Source organism: Planococcus plakortidis (assembly GCF_001687605.2).
In the GTDB taxonomy this organism is placed as follows: domain Bacteria; phylum Bacillota; class Bacilli; order Bacillales_A; family Planococcaceae; genus Planococcus; species Planococcus plakortidis.
Map to the genome: position 1 here is coordinate 2201357 of NZ_CP016539.2, position 21262 is coordinate 2222618.

Consider the following 21262-nt stretch of genomic DNA (forward strand, 5'->3'; position numbering starts at 1 on the left):
ATTGAATTGAATAAACGTTCATTTTAATGTAAGCGCAACCAACAGCGATATATTGCGTATTTCGGTAAAAGTGAATTTTTTTCGTCATCGACTATTTTTTTGGAGGATTTTTAACCCCTTCGTTTCTCCACGGGTGCTTCACTGAAAGTTTAGACGTTTTAAAGGAGAGGTATTGACTACAAGAAGCAAAATTTAAGGAGGAATTCGGATGAACGGCAAACATTATATAAATGGCGAATGGACAGATAAGGGTAACGACACGATCAAAGTCATGAACCCGGCGACCGGCGAGCAAGTCGGCACGGTGCCAAACGGCGGCGAAGCGGAAGCAACGGATGCGGTCGAAGCTGCCGCTGCGGCTTTTCCTTCCTGGTCGAAGACAACGGCCTACGAACGCGCTGACCTTTTAATGAAATGGCATGATCTCCTGTTGGAACATAAAGAAGAAGTCGGGGAAATCCTGACGAAGGAAATGGGCAAGCCGCTGAAAGAAGCGATTGGCGAAGTGGAATATTCCGCATCGTTCATTTCCTGGTTCGCGGAAGAAGGCAAACGCGTTTATGGCCGGACGATTCCTGCGAGCAAAGACGGCAAACGCATCCAAATCAATAAACAGCCAGTTGGCGTCGTCGCATCCATCACCCCATGGAATTTCCCTGCGGCCATGATGGCGCGCAAAATGGCGCCTGCCCTCGCAGCCGGCTGCACCTTCGTTTCAAAACCGGCGAAGATGACGCCTCTCACAGCAGTCCGCATGTTCGAACTCGCAGAAGAAGCCGGGTTCCCGAAAGGCGTCATCAACTTGGTGACCGGCAGCGCTTCACAAATCGGCAAGGTGTTTACAAGCCATCCATCCGTCCGCAAGCTAACGTTCACTGGCTCCACGGAAATCGGCAAGGAATTGATGAAGCAAGGTGCGGACACAATGTTGAACCTGTCATTGGAACTTGGCGGACATGCGCCGATTATCGTTCTTGACGATGCTGACATCGACAAAGCGGTAGAAGGCGTCATGGCTTCTAAATTCCGTAACGCCGGGCAGACGTGCGTTTGCGGCAACCGCATTTATGTGCAAGAAGGAATCGTCGATGAATTTTCCGAGAAACTTAAGCAGGCAGCCGGCCAATTAAAAGTCGGCAATGGCCTTGAAGACGGAGTGGATATCGGCCCTCTCGTCGACAAGGATGGTTATGACAAAGTAGAGCGCCACGTAAAAGATGCTGTCGATAAAGGCGCCAAAGTACTGGTCGGCGGTGACGGACAATCGGAAAACGCTGCTTATTTCTACAACCCGACGGTTCTCGTCGATGCTTCAGAAGATATGCTCGTCATGAACGAAGAAACGTTCGGGCCGGTTGCGCCGATCATGAGCTTCAAAACCGATGAGGAAGCGGTCAAGCTCGCGAACGACACACGCTTTGGTTTGGCTTCGTACTTCTTCACGGAAAGCATGTCACGCGGCACATTCATCGCCGAGAATCTTGAATACGGCATCGTCGGCTGGAACGACGGCCTGCCCTCCACGGCACAAGCCCCGTTCGGCGGCATGAAAGAAAGCGGCATCGGCCGGGAAGGCGGACAGGAAGGGCTGGACGCCTTCCTCGAAACCAAATATATTTCCATCAAATTGTGATAAATAGAAAAAGCTCCGGATCAGCTGATCCGGAGCTTTTTTATGCCACTGTTTCATATGATTTGGTGCCGATACGGGCCGGCTTCATCGCCATGCTTTCATAATGAGGGAACAACTGGCCGAGCGATGTGGCGAGACGCTGCTCTTCTCCTGAAGGAACCGGGATGAAAAGAGATGGGCCCGCTCCACTAATCGCATATCCATAGGCGCCAAGTTTGCGGCACGCTTCACCGATCTCCTGGAAATCCGGGAAACGGTTTTGGCGATACGGCTGATGGAACGTGTCTTTGCTCATGAGCTTGCCGGCTTTTTTCCAGTCGCCACACACCATCGCTGCAGAAAGTACATTGGCCGCTGCACTTCCACGGATACTTTCAGCGTGTGGAAGCTGCTCAGGCAACAGGCTTCTGGACTCTTCCGTAAGGAACATTTCCTGGGGAATCAATAGCACGACCCCGATATCGACTTGTTCGACGTGTACGGTCTCGATCTGCTCTTCATCATAATAGGAAATTGTCAGCCCCCCAAGCAGTGAAGCGGAGATATTATCCGGATGGCCTTCCATCTCCGTGCCGATTTGTACTTTCTCCTGGTCAGACATATGCAAATCAAGCAAACGATTGGCCAGTTCAATACCTGCAGCGATAGCCGATGCGCTGCTGCCGAGCCCCCGCCCGAGCGGGATATCCGTTTCGATTTCCAGTTTGGCTGGCGGCAGCTCTTTGCCGTAAGCGGCCGCGGTGCGTTCAGCCGCCTGCAGGATCAAATTATTTTCAGTGCCCGACAAATGGGCGTATTCCGGTGTTTTATAGTCAAGCTGCCACGAATCGGCAGGCGACACATGAATATTCAAATGGAGATCCAGGGCAAGGCCGATGGAATCGAATCCGGGGCCTAAGTTGGCAGTGGATGCAGGTACTGCGATCGAAAATTCTTTACCGCTCATACTTTGACCTCCTTTTTTAACTCCTCCCAAAACTGTTCCATGTTTGCCGCTTCGAGCATGCCGTCTTGCTTGCTCACTTCGATGGCTGTCGCTGGGTCTTTCAAACCGTTCCCTGTCAATACACAGACGACAGTCGACCCTTTTTTGATGTGGCCGTCTTCGACTTGTTTTTTCAGGCCGGCAATCGATGCGCAGGATGCCGGTTCCGCAAAAACGCCCTCTGTCTTGGCGAGCAGCTGATACGCCTCAAGGATTTTGTCATCGCTTCTCGCAAGGATCGTACCTTGCGATTCATCGAGTGCATTAAGTGCCAATTGCCAGCTGGCCGGGTTGCCGATGCGGATCGCCGTCGCGACCGTTTCAGGCTGCTCGACTACTTTGTTCTGGACAATCGGCGAAGCGCCTTCTGCCTGGACGCCGAGCAGTTCAGGGCGTTTTTCGCCAGTGCGTTCTGCATATTCAGTAAAGCCTTTCCAAGCGGCCGAAATATTGCCGGCATTGCCGACAGGCAGCGCGAACAGGTCCGGCACTTTCCCGAGCTGTTCGATCACTTCGAAAGCGATGGTCTTCTGGCCCTCTAAGCGGTACGGGTTGACTGAGTTGACGAGTGCGATGCCTGGGGATTTGCCGATTTCACGGACCATTTCCAAGGCTTCGTCAAAATTGCCTTTGATCTCCAAAATTTCCGCGCCGTACATTTTCGCCTGCGCCAGCTTGCCAAGCGCGATGCGCCCTTCCGGAATGACGACAATCGTCCGCATGCCGGCTCTTGCGCCGTACGCAGCGGCCGAAGCCGATGTGTTTCCTGTAGATGCACAAACCAGGACGCTCTTGCCTTCTTCTTTCGCCTTGGCGACTGCCATGACCATGCCGCGGTCTTTAAAAGAACCGGTGGGGTTGGCGCCTTCGATTTTGGCATAGACCTCGATGCCCCAATCAGCAGACAATTTCTCGAGATGGATCAGCGGTGTGTTGCCTTCTTGCAAAGTCAGTTGAGGTGTAGCTTCCGTCACCGGCAGCCACTCTTTATATTGTTCGATCAGTCCAGGCCATCTCATGCTGCATCCTCCCCTTCAATGCGGTAATGGCTGATGAGGCTTGCCATTCCTTCAAGTTCTTTCAAGACATCCAAATGCTGCTGGCGGGAAATTTCATGTGTTTTTAAAATGAGTTCCGCTTTTCCTTCAGTTTCATTTGTTCCTGGATTCTGTACGATCGATTGGATACTTGCACCGTGTTTGCTGTAGATGGCGCTCACTTTGGATAATACACCGACGACATCATCCACCAGCAAGCGATGGAAATACTTTGAGCAGCTTTTATCCGCCGGCTTGATGACGCGTTCGTGCTGTGCTGCGTGTTCACGTTTTCCGTTCACCCCGAGAAGCAAGTTTCTGCACGCTGCGATGATATCGGATACGACGGATGTCGCTGTCGGCAATGAGCCTGCCCCCGGCCCATAAAGCATCGTTTCCCCAACTGCATCGCCGTAGATATAAACGGCATTGAATTCGTTATTGACCGAAGCCAAAGGATGGCTGTTCGCCAGGAAAATCGGTTCAACCGAAACATCGATGCCGTCTTCATCCTTTGTCGAAGAGCCGACCATTTTCATCGTATAGCCCAAGCTTTCGCCCATCTCTACATCGCCATCCTTGATGGTCTCCATGCCGCGGATATTGACATCATCCAACTTTACTTCTGTTGAGTAAGCGAGCGATGACAAGATGACCATTTTGCGCGCTGCATCAAGGCCGCCGACATCCGCGGTCGGGTCAGCTTCCGCAAATCCGAGTTCGGTCGCTTCGGCGAGTGCGTCTTCATAGCTTTTCTTTTCCTGCTTCATTTTTGTCAGGATGAAGTTCGTTGTGCCATTGACGATCCCCATCATGCTTGAGATGCGGTCGGAAGCGAGCCCGTCTTCAAGCGTCCGGATAATCGGGATGCCGCCGGCTACACTCGCTTCATAGAATAGATCACATTTCTCGTCATCTGCCATTTTCAATAGATCATGGCCGTATTCTGCCATGACGTCTTTATTCGCAGTCACGACTTGTTTGCCTGATTTCAACGCCTGTTCCATCGCGGCTCTTGCGCCTTCGATGCCGCCCATCACTTCTACGATTATATCGAGGGAAGAATCATTCAAGATTTCTTCAATATCCGTCGTGAAGACATTCGGATCGAGGTCCGATATCCGGTCTTTCCCGGCATCACGCACCAATACTTTTTGGATCGTGACTTTGGCGCCGAGTTTATGCTGAAGATCTTCCTGGTGCTGCTGGATGATCTTTGCCACGCCGCTTCCTACTGTCCCGAAACCTAATAATCCGATTGAAATTTCATTTTTCATTGACGATTCCTCCCATGGTGTGTACACTGTGAAAAAACAGCTGTTTTTGTCATAGAGACATTATAGTATTATATTTTAGTGAAAACAACCCTTTTCACAGACTATTAAAAAAGATGGGACTTGATAGGATGAAAGTATGCAAATTCGGTGGAACTTCAGTCGCTAGCGCGCAGCAAATCAGAAAAGTCGCAAGCATCATCAAAGCGGACCCGGCACGCCGGATTGTGGTCGTCTCAGCCCCGGGCAAGCGCTACGGCGGGGATGTCAAAGTGACCGACCTATTGATCCGACTCGCGTCCGCCGCATTAATGGGCGAAGCAATCCAGCAGCCCTTGCAGGCAGTCATCGACCGTTACACGGAAATCGCGGATGAACTCGGGCTCGACCGGGAGATCATCGACATCATCCGTGCCGATCTCTCAGACCGCCTGCGTGCAGACAGCGGCCAGCATGATTTGTATATCGACTCGATCAAAGCGGCAGGGGAAGACAATACAGCGAAACTGATCGCTGCTTACTTCATGTCCATCGGAATGCAGGCGGAATACGTCAATCCGTATAAAGCTGGCTTGTTCGTCAATGATCCCCCGGAACGCGCACAAGCCTTGCCGGAGTCCTACAGCCAACTTGCCGCTTTAAGCGACAAGCCATCGATTACCGTGTTCCCCGGTTTTTTCGCTTACACAACATCCGGCATGCTCCGGACATTCGACCGCGGTGGCTCTGACATCACTGGTTCCATCCTTGCAGCTGCCGTAAAGGCTGAGCTGTATGAGAATTTTACCGATGTTGACTGTGTGTTTGCCGCCAATCCCCAAGTCGTCGACAACCCAGTGGAAATCGAGCAGATGACTTACCGTGAAATGCGTGAACTGTCCTACGCAGGATTTGCCGTCCTACACGATGAAGCCTTGATGCCTGCCTACCGGGCGTCCGTGCCGCTGTGCATCCGCAATACCAATAATCCGTCAGCGCCAGGCACGATGATCGTTGCGGAACGCGCCGATTCCCCGCGCCCTGTGACCGGGATCTCGGCGGACAGCGGTTTCTCTACTTTATATGTCGGCAAGTACTTGATGAACCGCGAAGTCGGATTCGGCCGTAAATTGCTGCAAATTTTGGAAGAAGAAGAAATCTCTTACGAGCACATCCCATCAGGTATCGATAATCTCTCCGTCATCCTTAGAAGCCATCAGCTCGATGAGAACAAGGAACAGCGCATCATCGAACGGGTGAAGAACGAACTCCAGGCGGACGATGTGCATATCCGCAATGATTTCTCGATGATCGTGTTGGTGGGCGAAGGCATGAACAATAATAAAGGCCTGACTGCCCGTGCGGCTGCAGCATTTGCACGCACTAACGTCAATATCGAGATGATCAACCAGGGATCTTCCGAAGTCAGTTTGGTGTTTGGCATCCTGAAAGAAGACGAAGGAAAGATCCTCAATGAACTGTACAAGGAATTTTTCGCACCGGCGCTGGTCGGCCAGTAATATTCCATTTATCAAAAAGACGAAGCACAAGGCGGCTGGCCTTGTGCTTCGTCTTTTTTCGCTTGCTTCAAGCCTTCCATTCTGAAAGCAATGGCCCCGTCTCACCATAAACCGGGTCGCTCTCCGGACGCGGCGTATTTCGGATATCCTCCAATACATATGGCCGCTCGCCCGGCTCACCCGTTTTCAGATTGTATTCCACTCCGCCTGGATAGGCGCCCACGATGCGGAAGTCATCGCTTGCCAACAATCGTTTATGCCCCGTCCCAGCCGGCAACACGCAGACGTCTCCAGCCTTCACGTCCACTTCTTTTCCCGTTTCACCGCCAAGTTTTAAGCGGGCCGACCCGCTTACCACTCCGAGCGCTTCATGTGTATTGCTATGGTAATGGTGGTAATCGAATACGCCGCCTTGCCACGTATTGCCCCAGCCATGCTGCTCGAAAACCAGCTGGATGCGCTCTGCTTTCCCGCGGAATGCAGCGGGATAGAAAACTACCGGAAGTTCCGGGTTATTCGGGATGGTGCCGTCATCTTTAAAATGGAAAAACTGTGCATCTGCCATGCCGATCAGCTCCTTTGCCTTTCTTTACCCGGCACGCTTCCGTTTATGCCTATTTACTCGACAACACCGGCGTAAACTGGGTCAGCAGCAAATCTTCCAGCAATACTGGCAGCTCTTCGAAGGCGCTTTTTCGGTTCAGGCGTTCTGTGCGCTGATGCGCGTCACGCCCGAATGGCCCGACATTCAATACCGGTGCCTGGAGTTTTCCCATCGCTTCGAATGGAATGCCGTAACTTCTGCCGTAGACCGGGGTATTTTGTTCGTACGTCTGCCAGCCCTCGTTCTGGTCCCGGAAATTGACATAGCTCAAATCGGAAATGCCATTGAAATAATGGCCTTGCTTCACTTCCAGGCCGAAGCGTTCAAGTGCCGTCTCCTGTACTTGCCGGATGCATTCCTGGACGAGCTGTGAATCGCTTGAATTGACCGGCGGATAATAGGGCGGCGCAAACAGCAAGATGACCGCCGGCGTCAGTTCGTGGCACTGGATCAATAATTGGTCTGTAATGGCGTGGGACTGTTCGCGTACGTCGTGGTCCACATCTTCTGTGACATTCGACATGATCTGCTCAACCGTTTTTTCGCCCAATTTTTCCAGCGCATATTCCTTCAGCTCTTCAAAGCGGAAAACTTTCACTTCGTCGACCGGCTCGATGCCTTCACGCGTGCACATCTCGACGTAATCTCGGCTCATTTTATGGAGCGCTTCACGCGCTGTTTCCTCAAACAATTGCATCGTTTCTTCCGCATTGCGTTCGAGCAGGAACACATTGAACATGGATACTGCACGGTAAGGCGTCTGGGCAGAATATTCCATCTTGACGTCGCGCTGCAGGACCGTGACCGGCAGCGGGGATGTTTCATCGTAAAGCGTCTCGCGGAATTTAGGGTTCCAGCTCATTTCCTGGGTCAAATAGGAAGCCATATAATTCGATGTCAGCCCGCTGAGCGGTTCCCCGACATGGGTTTCTTTCCCGTAGAACAAGGCGCTCGGCATGATTTTCCCGATGCTGCCGCTGTAAACCTTGAAATCACTTTCTTTCGGGTCCTGGGCGAATACCGGTTCGCCGTTCAAGAACAAGGAATAGCTGAGTTTGTGCGTTTCCGCTAATTCCAGCAAAAACGGCACGGCATGGCGCATGCCGTTCGAATTGACTTCCTCATCCGGCACCGTCAACAGCAGAAGATTGACCGGCCATTGTTCCGTCGATGCCTTTTCAAGCAAGGCCATATGCAATGCGAGCCCCGCTTTCATGTCCATCGTACCGCGGCCGAACAAATAATTGCCCGATTCCAAATCAGCCAAAGCCTCTTCAGTGAGCATTTCCTTCCGGTCATGGAGCGCACGCGTCAAAAGACGTGGGCTTGAAGCGAGCGGACGCAAAACACCGTAATCTTCTGTCGATACGGTATCGAAATGGCTGATCAGAACGACCGTATCCACAGCTTCGTCGTGTTTATAGAGCGCAGTCAGGAACGTACGGCCCCAGTTCACTTCGCCTAGCGCCAATTGATCGGGATGCTGTTTAAAATAATCCAATTCCCCCAACAGGCCTTTTAATTTCACCGGGAATTCCGCTTCGCCTTGTGTCAGGTAAATACTTTCCCAGCTGACCAGCTCGCACAGCAAATCCTCTAATTTTTCCGGTGTGTCCCAGAAACGCTCCATGTAGACCAATCCTTTCCTTTTCCAATTATGTTGAGCATAAGATGTGTAGTTAAGCAAAAAATTCCGTATATATCTGTAACTAGCGTAAACAGCCCGGGCGCCAATTCACCGCGGGCTGTTCAAGGCTGCTGGCACTAGTTTATCTTTTATCCAGCTGCGTTATGAATTTCTCCAACCGGTTCATGCCTTCTTCTAAAACAGGCATGCTATATGCATAGGAAATTCGCAGGAAGCCTTCCCCGTATTCAGTGAAGGCAGAACCAGGAACGGCGGCCACCCCGCCTTCTTTCAACAAACGGATAGCAAATTCATAGGAAGGCAGCCCGAATTTTTCAATCGAAGGGAAAATATAGAAAGCCCCGTTCGGCTTGATGACATCAATGCCCATCCCCTTCAAGCGCTCATAAACGAAATCCCGGCGCTCGATATAGGCTTTGTTCATTTCCGCCGGCACGTGCCGCTGGTTCGCCAACGCCTCGATAGCGGCGTATTGGGCCGGTGCAGAAGCGCAGATTGCGTTGTATTGATGCACTTTCAGGACATGCTCCATCAGTTTCGCCGGCCCGAGGATATAGCCGATGCGCCACCCTGTCATCGAATGGGATTTCGATAAGCCATGGATGAGAACCGTTTTGTCGCGCAAGCTCTTGAAGCAGGCAAATGTGCAATGGGTTCCGCCAAATGTGTTTTCACTGTAAATTTCGTCTGTCACGATATACAATTCATGGCGTTCGAAGACTTCTTTTAAAGCGGATAGTTCATCCATCGTCATCGTGACGCCTGTCGGGTTTGATGGAAAGTTCATCAACACCGCCTTGGTCCGCTCATTGATCAATTGCTCGAGCGCTTGCGGATCCGGTTTGAAGCCGGTATCCGATGTATCCAAGTAGACGACTTTGCCGCCGCATAGTTCCACTAATGGCCCATAGCCGGAATAAGTCGGTGCCGGCAGGATGACTTCATCGCCTTCTTCCAGTATCGTCCGGAATACGGAATCCAATCCTTCACTTGCGCCATTCGTGACGATGATTTCATCTTCTGTCCGGTAAGACAAGCCGTAGCTGTCCTTGAAAAAAGACTGGATGGCCTGGCGCAGTTCGAGGACGCCCGCGTTATGCGTGTAATTGGTCTGGTTATTGCGGATAGCATCGATGCCTGCCTGCTTGACCGCATCGGGTGTCGGGAAATCCGGCTGGCCGACCGTCAAATTGACCGCATCGGGATAATCCGCCATCTGGTTGGCGAATTGGCGGATCCCCGAAAAGACAATCGATTCCGCCCTTTTGTTAATTGACATGCTCATAGCAAAACAACCTTTCTTAAATTAGGAATAGCTCTTATTCATAAAGCCCTGGCAGCCAGAGGGAAAGCTGCGGGACGAACGTGATGACCAATAGGCAGACGATCATCGTGAACAAGAATGGCAGGACTGCATAAGCGATTCGCTCGAACTTGACGCCACCGACACTCGAAGCGACAAATAAATTGACGCCAAGCGGGGGCGTGACAAAGCCGATCGCCAAGTTCGCAACAAGCACGACGCCGAAATGGACAGGGTCCACGCCCACTTCTGTCACAATCGGAAGCAAGATCGGCGTCAGCACGACAAGCGCTGAAATCGTGTCGATAAACATGCCCACTACGAGCAATAATACATTAATTGCGAGCAGAATAACGAATGGATTGGTCGATAAAGCCGTCAAATAATCGGAAATCTCACCCGGTATTTGCTGGATGGTCATGAAATAAGCAAACGAAACCGACAATCCGATGATGATCATCGTCGTTGCATTGATGACAATCGTTTCACGGAAACTTTCATATAAGCCTGTCCATGTAAGTTCCTTATAGACGAATTTACCGATAATGATGGCATACACTACTGCGACAACTGCCGCTTCTGTCGGCGAGAACACCCCGCCGTAGATGCCGCCAAGGATAATGACCGGGATAAGCAGCGCCCATTTGGCATCCCAGAACGCTTTTCCGACATCCTTTAAATGAAACTCCGATTCTTTGCCGGGTTCCGGTTTATAGCCGCGCTTTTTCGAAATCAAATAGGCCGTCAGCATCAACGCCGCACCGACCAACAGCCCCGGCAGAATACCGGCCAAGAACATGCTGCCGACGGAGACGCTGCCGATGACCCCATACAATACGAACGGGATACTCGGTGGGATCATTACCCCGATCGAACCGGCAGACGCCGCTATGGCGGAAGCGAAACCGCCGCTGTATTTCCGTGCCACCATCGCGGGAATCATGAAGCCCCCGATCGCTGCAACGGTCGCTGGGCCGGAGCCAGAGATCGCGGCGAAGAACATGCAGGCAACGATCGTCACCATGCTGAGCCCGCCCGTCATCCAGCCGACCATCGCAGAAGCCAGGTTCAACAAGCGTTTCGAGACGCCGCCCTTGCCCATCAAGACGCCAGCAAGCATGAAAAATGGAATCGCCAGCAGCGGGAATGAATCCAGCGAAGTAAACGCTTTTTGCGTAATGATGCTCAGTGGCATCGTCGTCCCGAAATAAATGGCTGTCAGCGCCGATACGCCGAGTGCGATGGCGATCGGCACGCCAATCAATAAACAGACAAATAAAGTACCGAATAACAGGGCGATTGTCATGCCTGGACACCCCCGTCTTTATGCATTTCGTAATCACCTTTCCAAATCTGGCGCAATTGCACAATCAAGCGGATGCACATCCCGATGCCGCCGATTGGAATCGCCAAGAACGGGATCCACATCGGCAACTGCATGGCAGGCGTCACTTGGCCGTTGGATAAACTTTGCATGACCAGAATCGTGCCGAAATACGCCAGGAATAAAGCCATCGCAAACCAAACAGTCAAGGAAATGGTTTCCAGGATCTTTCTAGGGAGCCCTTGGAACCGTGTAATGAAAGCTTCCACACGGATATGCTCACGCAGCTTCACTGCATAGCTTGCGCCGATCCATACTTGGAAAATATGGATATAGCGCGCCATTTCTTCCGTCCAGCTCGGCGCGTTGGAGAATACATAGCGCCCGACCACCTGGCCGAAGATCAAGGCGACCATCGCAACAAGCGTCAGCACCAATAATGCTTCTTCTGCTTTCGCGAATTTCTTCATCATCAGAATCTTCCTTTCTAAAAAGAAAAACCAAGGAACCACGTCCTTGATTTTTCATCTGTCATCGCTCAGTTATTCGCCTCAAGTGCACGGTCGATCAAGTCTGCCCCGATCTGCCCTTCGTATTTTTCATAAACCGGTGCTGCCGCTTCGCGGAATGCGTCGCGCTGTTCGTCGGTCAAGTCATTGATCTGCATGCCTTCCGCTTCCAGTTGCTCCATGAACTCGGTGTCTTGCTGTTGAGCCAGTTCACGCTGTTGGTCGCGGAACTCTTCAGACGCTTCCATCAGCAACTCCTGCAAATCTTCAGGCAGGCTGTTGTAGAAATCATCGTTCATGAGAAGCGAAGTCGCTGCATAGACATGGCCGGTTAGTGTCAGGTAATCCTGCACTTCATAGAATTTATTGGTGTAATAAAGCGAAATCGGGCAATCCATTGCATCGTATGTGCCTTGCTGCAAGGCTGTATACAATTCGCCGAATGCAAATGGCGACGCGTTCGCGCCGAACGCGTTGAATGTATCGGTATGAAGCGGGCTCTCAAGTGTACGCATCTTCAAGCCTTCCATGTCTTCCGGCTTTTCAATCGGCCCTTCGTTATTGGACACATGGCGGAAGCCGTTTTCCCCGAAGACTAGCCCTTTCAAGCCATTGCTCTCAAGGTCAGCCATCAATTCCTGGCCCAGTTCCCCGTCAAGCGCTTTGTAGGCCGCTTCGTTGTTATTGAAGAGGAACGGTAAATCGAATACCTGGAATTTTTCGTTGAATGACGCCATCGCAGCTACTGCCGGGATCGTCATTTCGATATTGCCGAGCTGCACCGCTTCGATCGCTTCGCGGTCAGAACCGTAAAGCTGGCCGTTCGGATACAGCTCCACTTTGATCCGCCCATCGGATTCGGATTCCAGTTTTTCCTTAAAGTCCACTGCCGCTACATGGGAGGATTGCTCCTCAGGCACCAAGTGGGCCAGGCGGATCGTGTAGGTTTCGCCCTCCCCTCCTTCTTCACTCGACGAACCGCCGCTATCCGGCCGGCCGCAAGCGGCAAGAATCAATACGAGCATGAGTAGAATTAGTCCTGTAAGTTTTTTCATAGCTCCTCCTGTGAAATGTATTTCAGCAATCTGTCCTCGATGTTTTCGAGGTGGACAGCCAATTGTTTTTTCGTCTTTTCCAAATCACCTTGTTCCAATGCTTCGATGATGGCACCGTGTTCCTGATGGGCGATCACTGCACTGTCGAATACTTTTTTGGACAGCAGCAAGAATGCGCGGCTGCCGCCCGTGTTCACTGCGTGGATCAATTCACGCAAGCGCTGGTTCGGATGGAATTCATAGAATTGGTCGTGGAACCATTGATCCCAATCCATGAATGCCGCAAAGTCATGTGCTTGAATCGCTTCCCACTGGCGTTCATGGGCATAGCGCAATTCTTTCAAGACATGCTGTTGATCTGCTTTCGACAACCCTTCAATCCCGTAAATCTCAAGCAATCTCCTGAGCTCCATGATTTCCTTGACGTCCTGGTGGGTAAATCTGGCGACGAGCGCCGGTTTTGTCTTCCTCAACTCGATAAGCGCATCAACAGCGAGTCTTTTCAATGCCTCCCTCAGGGGCGTACGGCTGATGCCAAGCTCTGCGGCGAGCTTTTCTTCCGGCAATTCCTCGCCTGGTTTCAATTCGCCGGTGATGATCATTTTCTTGACGGATTCGTATGCCTGTTCAGCCAAGGTCGGCTGTTTGACGATTTTTCTCATGATTCCTCCCTTCCCATCCAAAACTTACACAGTGTATACTGTATACAGAAAGTATAGAATACTCATTTTTATTTGTAAACATAAATTTCAGAATAAATTCACATTTCCGACACATCTTTTTTTTCATTGAAGCTCCTATACTTTTAAGCCAATTTTTGATTACATAAAAAAAGGAATGCATACTATTGCATAAATTCAAGGAGATGATTGAATGTCTACCGAAACGACAGCTGATTGGGTCAAAATCTTATCAAGCCGCTTGACTCCCGGCCAATTATCCACAAGCGAAGGGGAACGCTATCGCCATAGCCATGATGAATCCGATCACCCGCCCTCCGAACCGGATGTCGTCTGTTTTCCTGAAAGTACGGAAGATGTCCAGACGGTGCTCGCATTCGCGCGAGACCATCAAATTCCAGTGACGGCTTTTGGGGCAGGCTCAGGCCTCGAAGGATCTGCCATCCCGATCCGAAAAGGCATTTCACTTAATTTTGAACGGATGAATCAAGTGCTCCATTTTGCCCCGGAAGATTTGCTTGTGACTGTGCAGCCCGGCATCACGCGTCTCGCATTGAACCGACGCATCAATCGCCATGGCCTGCAGTTCCCGATCGATCCTGGCGCAGATGCAACGATCGGCGGCATGGCCGCGACCAATGCGAGCGGAACGACTGCCGTCCGCTACGGTGTCATGCGCGACCAGATTTTGGATATGGAAGTCGTCCTCGCAAATGGCAGCATTATCCACACCGGCACGAAAGCGAAGAAATCTTCTTCCGGCTATTCGGTCGGCGGGCTGTTCGTCGGCTCCGAGGGAACGCTTGGCATCATTACCGAAATCACCTTGAAGCTACATGCCATCCCGGAACATACCATCGCTGCCTCGTGCACCTTCGATACGCCAGGCGAATGCGCCCAGGCGGCGAACAGCGTCCTGTTGATGGGGATCCCGGTGCAGCGCATGGAATTCGTCGATGCCTCGAGCATCCAGAAGGTCAATGAATACGGCGGCTATGGGCTGCCGGAAAAGCATTCCTTATTCTTTGAATTTGCTGGATTGACTCAGTCAGCCATTGAAGATGCCCGCCTTGCAGAAGAGCTCATGAAGGATTTGGGAGCGCACAATTGGCATGTTGCGGCGGATGCCGAAGAGCGCGCCAACATCTGGAAAGCACGCCATGAAATGGCCTATGCCTACCGCCACCAGCCCGGCGTTTCCGTCACGGGCGGCGACGTCTGTGTGCCGATTTCCAAATTGCCGGACCTGTTGGAACACGGCCGCGAACTGATCGAAGCCAGCGGATTGGAAGGCGGCCTGCTCGGCCATATCGGCGATGGCAATTTCCATACATGCATCGTTTACGATCCTGAATCTATAGAACAAAAACAATTGGCTTTTGGCATCAACGACCAATTGGCATTCCGCGCCATCGAACTCGGCGGCAGTTGCACAGGCGAACATGGCGTCGGCCTCGGCAAGCAAAAGTTCCAGGAAGCTGAACACGGTGAAGCCATGGTGCTTTTCAAAAATGTCAAACAGCTGCTAGATCCCGATAATTTATTGAATCCTGGGAAGGTTATTGGCTAAGTGCTTGAATCTCCATTAAATCCGGATACTGCGCGAAACAAAAAAATCACCCTGGCGACTGTGGACTGCGCCTGGGTGATTTTTCTTTAGTTCGCCTGCATCTATTCCAGCTCTTGCACCGCATAAGACACCATCTCATACCGCTCGCCTACACGAACTACCGTAAACGTCAGCCTAAGATCGTTGCGGTCTGCCAAATGCTGGATCGGTGCGTTTCCTTGATACAAATTGACTGCGTAATAATCATTGCCCACTTTCACTTCGATTACGCGGCCATCTGCCAACCCAAAAGGTTCCTCGGTGGTGATTTCAAGTACTTCGCCCGATATTTTGAGCGGCTGGAGCACTTGCAACTCTCCGCTTGGCAAAGTGACCGTCTTGCCGAATTTGTTTCGCAGCGTGTATTTCGTGTCCCCTGACTTCACATAGTAAGTCGCGGAAGTTTTGTGAATCACCCCAACATCCGGGTAGAGCGTCAAGACTTGGCCGATCATGATCAGATCGGATGTTAAGTTGTTCATCTTCTTAATGCTGTCAATCGATACACCGGTTCGTTTAGAAATGGAATAAAGGGTATCCCCTTTGACCACACGGTAATTTCTCGCATTCAAATCTTCCTGGTTGCCGGACCACGCTTGGGTTTTATGCGGAATGGCGAGTTTTTGGCCGACGATGATTTTGGTGCTGGTTGTGAAATTGGCAGCCATCAGCTGTTCGACCACCAAGCCGTACTTTTTCGCGATGCTGTAGAAAGTATCCCCTTTTTGGACAATGTAATAACTGGCCACTTCAGTAGCTGCACTGGGTGACATGACAGGGCCTGCCGCTGCTGCGGAAGAGACTAATGCAAACGACAAGAGAACTTTGGATAACCGTTTCTTTCCTTTTGGCGTTTGAAGCTCTTTCTTCTTGGCTGGGGGGACGGGTTTCAAATGAAATTCAGTCATTTTACCTCCCTACTTTCCTTTGTTTTTTTGTTGCCATCATTCCTTAAATACCCTTTTCCCAAAAACGACAATCATTTTTTTGTCATCATCAAGATATTTTTACGATGATTTTTATATAAATCCAAGATCTCATTTTTCTGGCTTCTGCCCATTGCAAAGTTCCCGGCTAGCTATATTACCCCCATAATAAATGTTGGATATTTTGACATCACTGGCATCAATGGCTATCATAAAAACAAGAAATCGAAGGGTTTGGCCATTACTATTGCGTAATTTCCATTCTTCCCCTAACAATTGATTGTAGTTATTTTCATAATCCGGTCGAGTGAGCCAGACGATTGAGCTGGAGTAACGCCAAGAGAGTGCAAGCTTCTTTTTGGTGTTTTTATTTTGCACAATAACCCTATTTTTTTGCAGCTAAGATAGAAAGGAGAATTCGATGTTCGGCTTATCCGATTTCATATCACTCGTTATTTCCGCTTTTATCATACTGCCGTTAACGATTCTTATAAGGGAATCGGGATATTTGATTGCAAGCGGCATTGTCGGTGTAGAGAATCCGAGGCTGACAATCGGTTCTGGTCCACGTGTCTTTAAAATCGGGATACTGGACGTGCGTAAGTACTATCAATTGTATAGTCGGTTTTCTTACGATTCATTGAAGAGGGACAATAAATTCACTTATATTTTTCTATACGGGAGCCCAATCTTGATGACACTCTTTCTGGCATTGGCACTTAATGCATTAATTGCCAACGGCATCCTCCAATCATTCATGACTTTTTGGGATCGATTTGTTTTCTATGCCATTTTTTACCTCCTATTCGATGTGGTGCCGATGAAAATGCAAGGAGGCATGCCCAATAACGGCATGATTATTTACGAAATGCTGCGGTATGGGAAACGGACGGATTTCAACGAAAGCCCTTTTATTCCAGCAACATCGGATGTTGAACAAGAACAGCAGGATATCGTTGAAAAAATAGAGAAACGCCAGAAAGAACAAAGCAAATAAGAAACAGCCGTTGAAATTCCCTCAACGGCTGTTTTCTTTATATGGAAGAAACTTATATCCACCAGCTCCACGAAACGATGAGTGCGATGGACGAGACGATTATCGAAGCAATGACTGCCATGGAACGTTCCCTCCGGATCAGCATCGAAACGATGCCGGAGAACAGCGCGACGGCGAAAGAGGCCAGGGACATCAGCAGCAGAAACGTCAAGAGCAGGTTATCGCCCATTTCCCCTTCAAACGCCAGCGGCAACTCCTGGAATGCACCGGCAAGGGCGATCAACAATGCCAACAATAACGGGACAGCCGTGAAGACAACGGAAATATTGCCGAGCTTGGATTTGGGCCAGATTGTCATATCAGCCTCCACCTTTCCCCACGTATTATGTTCTGCCTAGTGTATTCCACTTGTTTGCCGCATTTCCTGCCGGATGAATTGTAAAGAATGTTAAAATCCAAGGCGGTTGCGCACTTCAGCCGTATAGTTCTGGCTGATGGGAATCATCGAGCCGTCGCGTAAAGTCAATACATAGTTCGACGCGACGTCTTTTGCTATTTCTTCTATATAATGCACGTTGACGATGAACGACCGGTGGACGGACAGGAAATAATCAGGCAATTGTTCTTTCAAGTTTTTCAATGTCCGGCTTGAACAATAGGATTCTTCATCTGCAAAGAACCAGGTCTTCTTTTGGCTGCTTTCGATATGGGAGACTTTCTCGACAGGCACCGGGCGCCAACTGTCGTCTTGCTTGCCTGTCAAAAAGGCGAGCGGCTTTTTTCTTCCCACCACGTAATCCGGCGGCAATGTAATGACCAGCACCGCATCCCGGTTATCGATGGTGATCGGATAGCCGATGCCGTAATAAGCAGATCCAAGAACCGCTTCTTCGACATACATTTCGACTTTGCTGCCTTCTTTCGCAACACGAGCCGCGATGGTACCGGATGACACGGGCTGCCCTTCTGTGATGGAGAGATCGTGGACGCCCGCCTTATAGTAGATATAGTGATTTTCGGCCGCAACCGCGATCGACGCCTCTTTCGGGATCCAGTCCCCGATGATGAATCCTACCTGTTCCAATACAGTGTTTGCCATGGTCATTTCCCCTTCCAAGTTCATTCGTCCGAATATTCCGCCTTTTATCCGCTTATATCGTCTTTCGTCATTTTTTCAGGACAGGCTGAATATTCTGTTATATATTAATATACATCAAAACAAACTGTATTAATACAGTTGATTTCAAAAAATATTTATACCGGAAAGGGATGGTTGGAATGGTAAACAAACAACAGCAAATCGAGGAATTGAACAAAGCATGGCAGGAAGATAAACGCTGGGAAAACATCGAGCGTCCATATACAGCGGAAGATGTCGTTAAACTCCGCGGATCGGTCATGATCGAGCATACACTTGCAAAACGCGGTGCAGATCGCCTCTACCGCCAGATCAACGAAATGCCTTTCGTAAACGCTCTTGGCGCACTTACCGGCAACCAGGCTGTGCAGCAAGTGAAAGCTGGGCTTCAGGCAATTTACTTGAGCGGCTGGCAAGTAGCAGCGGATGCCAACTCCGCTGGCCAGATGTACCCCGACCAAAGCTTGTACCCGGTTAACTCAGTTCCGGATGTTGTCCGCAAAATCAACCGTGCGCTTCAACGTGCTGACCAAATCGATAGCGTGGAAAACACGGAAGGCTTCGACTGGTTCGCACCGATCGTCGCGGATGCTGAAGCTGGCTTCGGCGGACCGCTTAACGTATACGAATTGATGAAGTCGATGATCGAAGCTGGCGCAGCTGGCGTCCACTTTGAAGATCAACTCGCTTCCGAGAAAAAATGCGGACACCTTGGCGGTAAAGTATTGTTGCCGACTCAAAACGCAGTGAAAAACCTCGTCTCCGCAAGACTTGCAGCTGACGTGATGGGCGTTCCGACACTGATCATCGCCCGCACCGATGCGGACGCAGCGGATTTGATCACAAGCGACATCGATGAGCGCGACCACCAGTTCATCACCGGCGAACGCACTCCGGAAGGCTTCTACCGCACGAATGCCGGTATCGATCAAGCAATCGCCCGTGGCCTTGCTTATGCACCATACGCTGACTTGATCTGGTGCGAAACGTCCCATCCGAACTTGGAAGAAGCACAGCAATTCGCTGATGCGATCCACGCCCAGTTCCCTGGCAAGATGCTTGCGTACAACTGCTCGCCTTCATTCAACTGGGCTGCGAAGCTTGATGAGGAAACCATCGCGAAATACCAAGTCGAACTTGGCAAGATGGGCTACAAATTCCAATTCGTTACACTTGCAGGTTTCCATGCACTCAACCACAGCATGTTCGAACTGGCATACGACTACAAAGACAACGGCATGGCCGCTTACTCGAAATTGCAGCAAGCTGAATTCGCTTCCGAATCGAAAGGCTACACAGCAACGCGCCACCAGCGTGAAGTGGGTACTGGCTACTTCGATGAAATCTCGCAAATCGTTTCTGGCGGAACAAGCTCAACGACCGCGATGCAAGGTTCTACTGAAACCGAGCAATTCCAGACAGTGAAAGGGTGATTTGATTGCTGACGAAATCGAATGTACAGATTACAGGTGAAGCGGTTCCAGGCAGGGAGGAAATCCTGACTCCTGAAGCGCTGGAGTTCATTGAAAAGCTGCACACTCGTTTCGACAAGCGTCGGATCGAACTTCTGGAAAAACGCCAGGTGCGCCAACAAGAACTCGATAGCGGCAAGAAACTTGATTTTCTTCCTGAAACGAAAGAGATCCGTGAAGGGGACTGGAAAATCGCTCCCCTCCCGGAAGATATGAAAGACCGCCGGGTGGAAATCACCGGCCCGACCAACCGCAAAATGCTCATCAACGCGCTGAACTCCGGCGCGAAGATGTTCATGGCGGACCTTGAAGACGCGACAGCGCCAAGCTGGTTCAACGTCATCGACGGACAGGTCAATTTGCGCGACGCGATTCGCCGCCAAATCGATTTTACAGCCCCTGAAACCGGCAAGAAATATGCGCTCAATGAAGAAACGGCCGTCTTGATGGTACGCCCGCGAGGCTGGCATCTACCCGAGAAGAACCTTCTCATTGACGGAAAACCGACTTCCGGCAGCCTGGTCGACTTCGGGCTTTACTTTTTCCATAATGCCAAGGAATTGATTGACCGCGGAACCGGCCCTTACTTCTATTTGCCGAAACTTGAGAGCCATCTGGAAGCACGCCTTTGGAACGACGTGTTCATCTTTGCACAAGATGAGCTCGGCATCCCGCAAGGCACAATCCGGGCGACGGTGTTGATCGAGACGATCATGGCGGCATTCGAAATGGATGAAATCCTCTATGAACTGCGCGACCATTCCGCCGGCCTCAACTGCGGCCGCTGGGATTACATCTTCTCGGTCATCAAACGGATGCGCAACAATCCGGATTATATCTTCCCGGACCGCTCGCAAGTGACGATGACAGTTCCATTCATGAAGGCGTACACCTCCCTTTGCATCAAAACCTGCCACCGACGAGGCGCTCCGGCGATGGGCGGAATGGCTGCCCAAATCCCAGTCAAAGGCGATGACGAAGCCAACACGGCCGCTTTCAACAAAGTCGCTGAAGACAAACGCCGTGAAGTGACGGACGGCCACGACGGCACTTGGGTCGCCCACCCAGGAATGGTGCAGACGGCGATGGAGCAATTCGATAAGTATATGCCGACACCGAACCAGATCGACAAACAGCGCGACGATGTCCACGTGACAGCGGAGCAATTGGTGGAAGTACCGGAAGGCTCGATCACTGAAGAAGGCCTCCGCTCCAATATCTCGGTCGGCATCCAGTATATCGCCTCTTGGCTTTCCGGAAACGGCGCTGCACCAATCAATCATTTGATGGAAGACGCGGCGACAGCGGAAATTTCCCGCTCCCAAGTATGGCAATGGATCCGCCATCCAAAAGGCGTTTTAGAAGATGGCCGCAAAGTCGACGTCAGCTTGTTCCACGAAGTCATCGAACAAGAAGATGCGGCAATCAAACAAGCGGTCGGTGAAGAACGCTATAACACCGGACACTACGCGGAAGCCCGCGAGTTGTTTACAAGTCTCACGTTGCAAAGTGATTTTGCTGAATTCTTGACGCTGCCAGGGTACGAAAAACTAACCTAACAACTGGAGG

The 21262-nt window shown here is 50.8% G+C and carries 19 protein-coding genes; 6 read left to right on the plus strand and 13 right to left on the minus strand.

All coding sequences use genetic code 11. The features are described from left to right. Positions 1–208: 208 nt before the first annotated feature. The gene (locus tag BBI15_RS11130; protein ID WP_068869627.1) at positions 209–1633 is read left to right on the plus strand and encodes an NAD-dependent succinate-semialdehyde dehydrogenase; all 1425 of its coding nucleotides are present in this window, start codon (positions 209–211) and stop codon (positions 1631–1633) included. A 40-nt stretch (positions 1634–1673) separates the two neighbouring features. Here BBI15_RS11130 and thrB read toward each other — a convergent pair whose 3' ends face one another. The 3 genes from thrB to BBI15_RS11145 are packed head-to-tail and all read right to left on the minus strand — an operon-like array spanning position 1674 to position 4932. Then, on the minus strand, positions 1674–2579 hold the full coding sequence (gene thrB / locus BBI15_RS11135) for a homoserine kinase (RefSeq protein WP_068869628.1): 906 nt from the start codon (positions 2577–2579) through the stop codon (positions 1674–1676). Further along, positions 2576–3637, minus strand: coding sequence for a threonine synthase (gene thrC, locus BBI15_RS11140; protein WP_068869629.1), 1062 nt, complete (start codon positions 3635–3637; stop codon positions 2576–2578). Before thrC ends, thrB begins: the two co-directional genes overlap by 4 nt. Further along, the gene (locus BBI15_RS11145) at positions 3634–4932 is read right to left on the minus strand and encodes a homoserine dehydrogenase (RefSeq protein WP_068869630.1); all 1299 of its coding nucleotides are present in this window, start codon (positions 4930–4932) and stop codon (positions 3634–3636) included. Before BBI15_RS11145 ends, thrC begins: the two co-directional genes overlap by 4 nt. Positions 4933–5060: 128 nt before the next feature. Here BBI15_RS11145 and BBI15_RS11150 point away from each other — a divergent pair, with 128 nt between their 5' ends. Then, on the plus strand, positions 5061–6428 hold the full coding sequence (locus tag BBI15_RS11150; protein ID WP_068869631.1) for an aspartate kinase: 1368 nt from the start codon (positions 5061–5063) through the stop codon (positions 6426–6428). A gap of 67 nt (positions 6429–6495) precedes the next feature. Here the strand turns inward: BBI15_RS11150 and BBI15_RS11155 are convergent, their stop codons facing one another. From BBI15_RS11155 to BBI15_RS11185, 7 genes are all read right to left on the minus strand, one after another. Then, a complete protein-coding gene (locus BBI15_RS11155; protein ID WP_068869632.1) occupies positions 6496–6993 on the minus strand; it encodes a cupin domain-containing protein in 498 nt (165 codons plus the stop codon). 49 nt (positions 6994–7042) lie between these two features. Beyond that, entirely contained in the window at positions 7043–8662 is a 1620-nt protein-coding gene (locus BBI15_RS11160; protein ID WP_068869633.1) for a M20/M25/M40 family metallo-hydrolase, read from the minus strand. 139 nt (positions 8663–8801) lie between these two features. Continuing rightward, positions 8802–9965 carry an aminotransferase class I/II-fold pyridoxal phosphate-dependent enzyme gene (locus BBI15_RS11165; RefSeq protein ID WP_068869634.1) on the minus strand — a complete coding sequence of 388 codons (1164 nt, stop codon included), beginning with the start codon at positions 9963–9965 and terminating at the stop codon, positions 8802–8804. A 34-nt stretch (positions 9966–9999) separates the two neighbouring features. Next, complete coding sequence (locus BBI15_RS11170) at positions 10000–11289, minus strand: TRAP transporter large permease (RefSeq protein WP_068869635.1); 1290 nt, start codon at positions 11287–11289, stop codon at positions 10000–10002. Then, positions 11286–11780, minus strand: a complete 495-nt coding sequence (locus BBI15_RS11175) for a TRAP transporter small permease (protein WP_068869636.1) — start codon at positions 11778–11780, stop codon at positions 11286–11288. The genes BBI15_RS11170 and BBI15_RS11175 overlap by 4 nt, the downstream gene beginning before the upstream one ends. Positions 11781–11845: 65 nt before the next feature. Further along, positions 11846–12871, minus strand: a complete 1026-nt coding sequence (locus BBI15_RS11180; RefSeq protein ID WP_068869637.1) for a TRAP transporter substrate-binding protein — start codon at positions 12869–12871, stop codon at positions 11846–11848. Then, positions 12868–13533 (minus strand): GntR family transcriptional regulator, encoded by a 666-nt coding sequence (locus tag BBI15_RS11185; RefSeq protein ID WP_068869638.1) that lies wholly within the window; start codon positions 13531–13533, stop codon positions 12868–12870. The genes BBI15_RS11180 and BBI15_RS11185 overlap by 4 nt, the downstream gene beginning before the upstream one ends. A gap of 211 nt (positions 13534–13744) precedes the next feature. Here BBI15_RS11185 and BBI15_RS11190 point away from each other — a divergent pair, with 211 nt between their 5' ends. After that, the gene (locus tag BBI15_RS11190; RefSeq protein ID WP_068869639.1) at positions 13745–15121 is read left to right on the plus strand and encodes an FAD-binding oxidoreductase; all 1377 of its coding nucleotides are present in this window, start codon (positions 13745–13747) and stop codon (positions 15119–15121) included. A 101-nt stretch (positions 15122–15222) separates the two neighbouring features. Here the strand turns inward: BBI15_RS11190 and BBI15_RS11195 are convergent, their stop codons facing one another. Then, a complete protein-coding gene (locus tag BBI15_RS11195) occupies positions 15223–16068 on the minus strand; it encodes a LysM peptidoglycan-binding domain-containing protein (RefSeq protein ID WP_068869640.1) in 846 nt (281 codons plus the stop codon). A gap of 439 nt (positions 16069–16507) precedes the next feature. Between BBI15_RS11195 and BBI15_RS11200 the strand changes: the two genes are divergently transcribed. After that, positions 16508–17083 (plus strand): hypothetical protein, encoded by a 576-nt coding sequence (locus BBI15_RS11200; protein WP_068869641.1) that lies wholly within the window; start codon positions 16508–16510, stop codon positions 17081–17083. A gap of 52 nt (positions 17084–17135) precedes the next feature. Here the strand turns inward: BBI15_RS11200 and BBI15_RS11205 are convergent, their stop codons facing one another. Both BBI15_RS11205 and BBI15_RS11210 read right to left on the minus strand, forming a co-directional pair. Continuing rightward, positions 17136–17441, minus strand: coding sequence for a hypothetical protein (locus BBI15_RS11205; RefSeq protein WP_068869642.1), 306 nt, complete (start codon positions 17439–17441; stop codon positions 17136–17138). 90 nt (positions 17442–17531) lie between these two features. Beyond that, entirely contained in the window at positions 17532–18182 is a 651-nt protein-coding gene (locus BBI15_RS11210; protein ID WP_068872576.1) for a LytTR family DNA-binding domain-containing protein, read from the minus strand. A 179-nt stretch (positions 18183–18361) separates the two neighbouring features. Here BBI15_RS11210 and aceA point away from each other — a divergent pair, with 179 nt between their 5' ends. After that, positions 18362–19654: an isocitrate lyase gene (aceA, locus tag BBI15_RS11215; RefSeq protein ID WP_068869643.1), complete on the plus strand. Its 1293-nt coding sequence runs from the start codon at positions 18362–18364 to the stop codon at positions 19652–19654. 5 nt (positions 19655–19659) lie between these two features. After that, positions 19660–21252, plus strand: a complete 1593-nt coding sequence (aceB, locus tag BBI15_RS11220) for a malate synthase A (protein ID WP_068869644.1) — start codon at positions 19660–19662, stop codon at positions 21250–21252. Positions 21253–21262 lie beyond the last annotated feature (10 nt).

Excerpts from the sequence above, each read along its gene's own strand:
- BBI15_RS11130 (WP_068869627.1), top strand. The coding sequence starts at position 209 with ATGAACGGCAAACATTATATAAATGGCGAATGGACAGATAAGGGTAAC.
- thrB (WP_068869628.1), bottom strand. The coding sequence starts at position 2,579 with ATGAGCGGTAAAGAATTTTCGATCGCAGTACCTGCATCCACTGCCAAC.
- thrC (WP_068869629.1), bottom strand. The coding sequence starts at position 3,637 with ATGAGATGGCCTGGACTGATCGAACAATATAAAGAGTGGCTGCCGGTG.
- BBI15_RS11145 (WP_068869630.1), bottom strand. The coding sequence starts at position 4,932 with ATGAAAAATGAAATTTCAATCGGATTATTAGGTTTCGGGACAGTAGGA.
- BBI15_RS11150 (WP_068869631.1), top strand. The coding sequence starts at position 5,061 with ATGAAAGTATGCAAATTCGGTGGAACTTCAGTCGCTAGCGCGCAGCAA.
- BBI15_RS11155 (WP_068869632.1), bottom strand. The coding sequence starts at position 6,993 with ATGGCAGATGCACAGTTTTTCCATTTTAAAGATGACGGCACCATCCCG.
- BBI15_RS11160 (WP_068869633.1), bottom strand. The coding sequence starts at position 8,662 with ATGGAGCGTTTCTGGGACACACCGGAAAAATTAGAGGATTTGCTGTGC.
- BBI15_RS11165 (WP_068869634.1), bottom strand. The coding sequence starts at position 9,965 with ATGAGCATGTCAATTAACAAAAGGGCGGAATCGATTGTCTTTTCGGGG.
- BBI15_RS11170 (WP_068869635.1), bottom strand. The coding sequence starts at position 11,289 with ATGACAATCGCCCTGTTATTCGGTACTTTATTTGTCTGTTTATTGATT.
- BBI15_RS11175 (WP_068869636.1), bottom strand. The coding sequence starts at position 11,780 with ATGATGAAGAAATTCGCGAAAGCAGAAGAAGCATTATTGGTGCTGACG.
- BBI15_RS11180 (WP_068869637.1), bottom strand. The coding sequence starts at position 12,871 with ATGAAAAAACTTACAGGACTAATTCTACTCATGCTCGTATTGATTCTT.
- BBI15_RS11185 (WP_068869638.1), bottom strand. The coding sequence starts at position 13,533 with ATGAGAAAAATCGTCAAACAGCCGACCTTGGCTGAACAGGCATACGAA.
- BBI15_RS11190 (WP_068869639.1), top strand. The coding sequence starts at position 13,745 with ATGTCTACCGAAACGACAGCTGATTGGGTCAAAATCTTATCAAGCCGC.
- BBI15_RS11195 (WP_068869640.1), bottom strand. The coding sequence starts at position 16,068 with ATGACTGAATTTCATTTGAAACCCGTCCCCCCAGCCAAGAAGAAAGAG.
- BBI15_RS11200 (WP_068869641.1), top strand. The coding sequence starts at position 16,508 with ATGTTCGGCTTATCCGATTTCATATCACTCGTTATTTCCGCTTTTATC.
- BBI15_RS11205 (WP_068869642.1), bottom strand. The coding sequence starts at position 17,441 with ATGACAATCTGGCCCAAATCCAAGCTCGGCAATATTTCCGTTGTCTTC.
- BBI15_RS11210 (WP_068872576.1), bottom strand. The coding sequence starts at position 18,182 with ATGGCAAACACTGTATTGGAACAGGTAGGATTCATCATCGGGGACTGG.
- aceA (WP_068869643.1), top strand. The coding sequence starts at position 18,362 with ATGGTAAACAAACAACAGCAAATCGAGGAATTGAACAAAGCATGGCAG.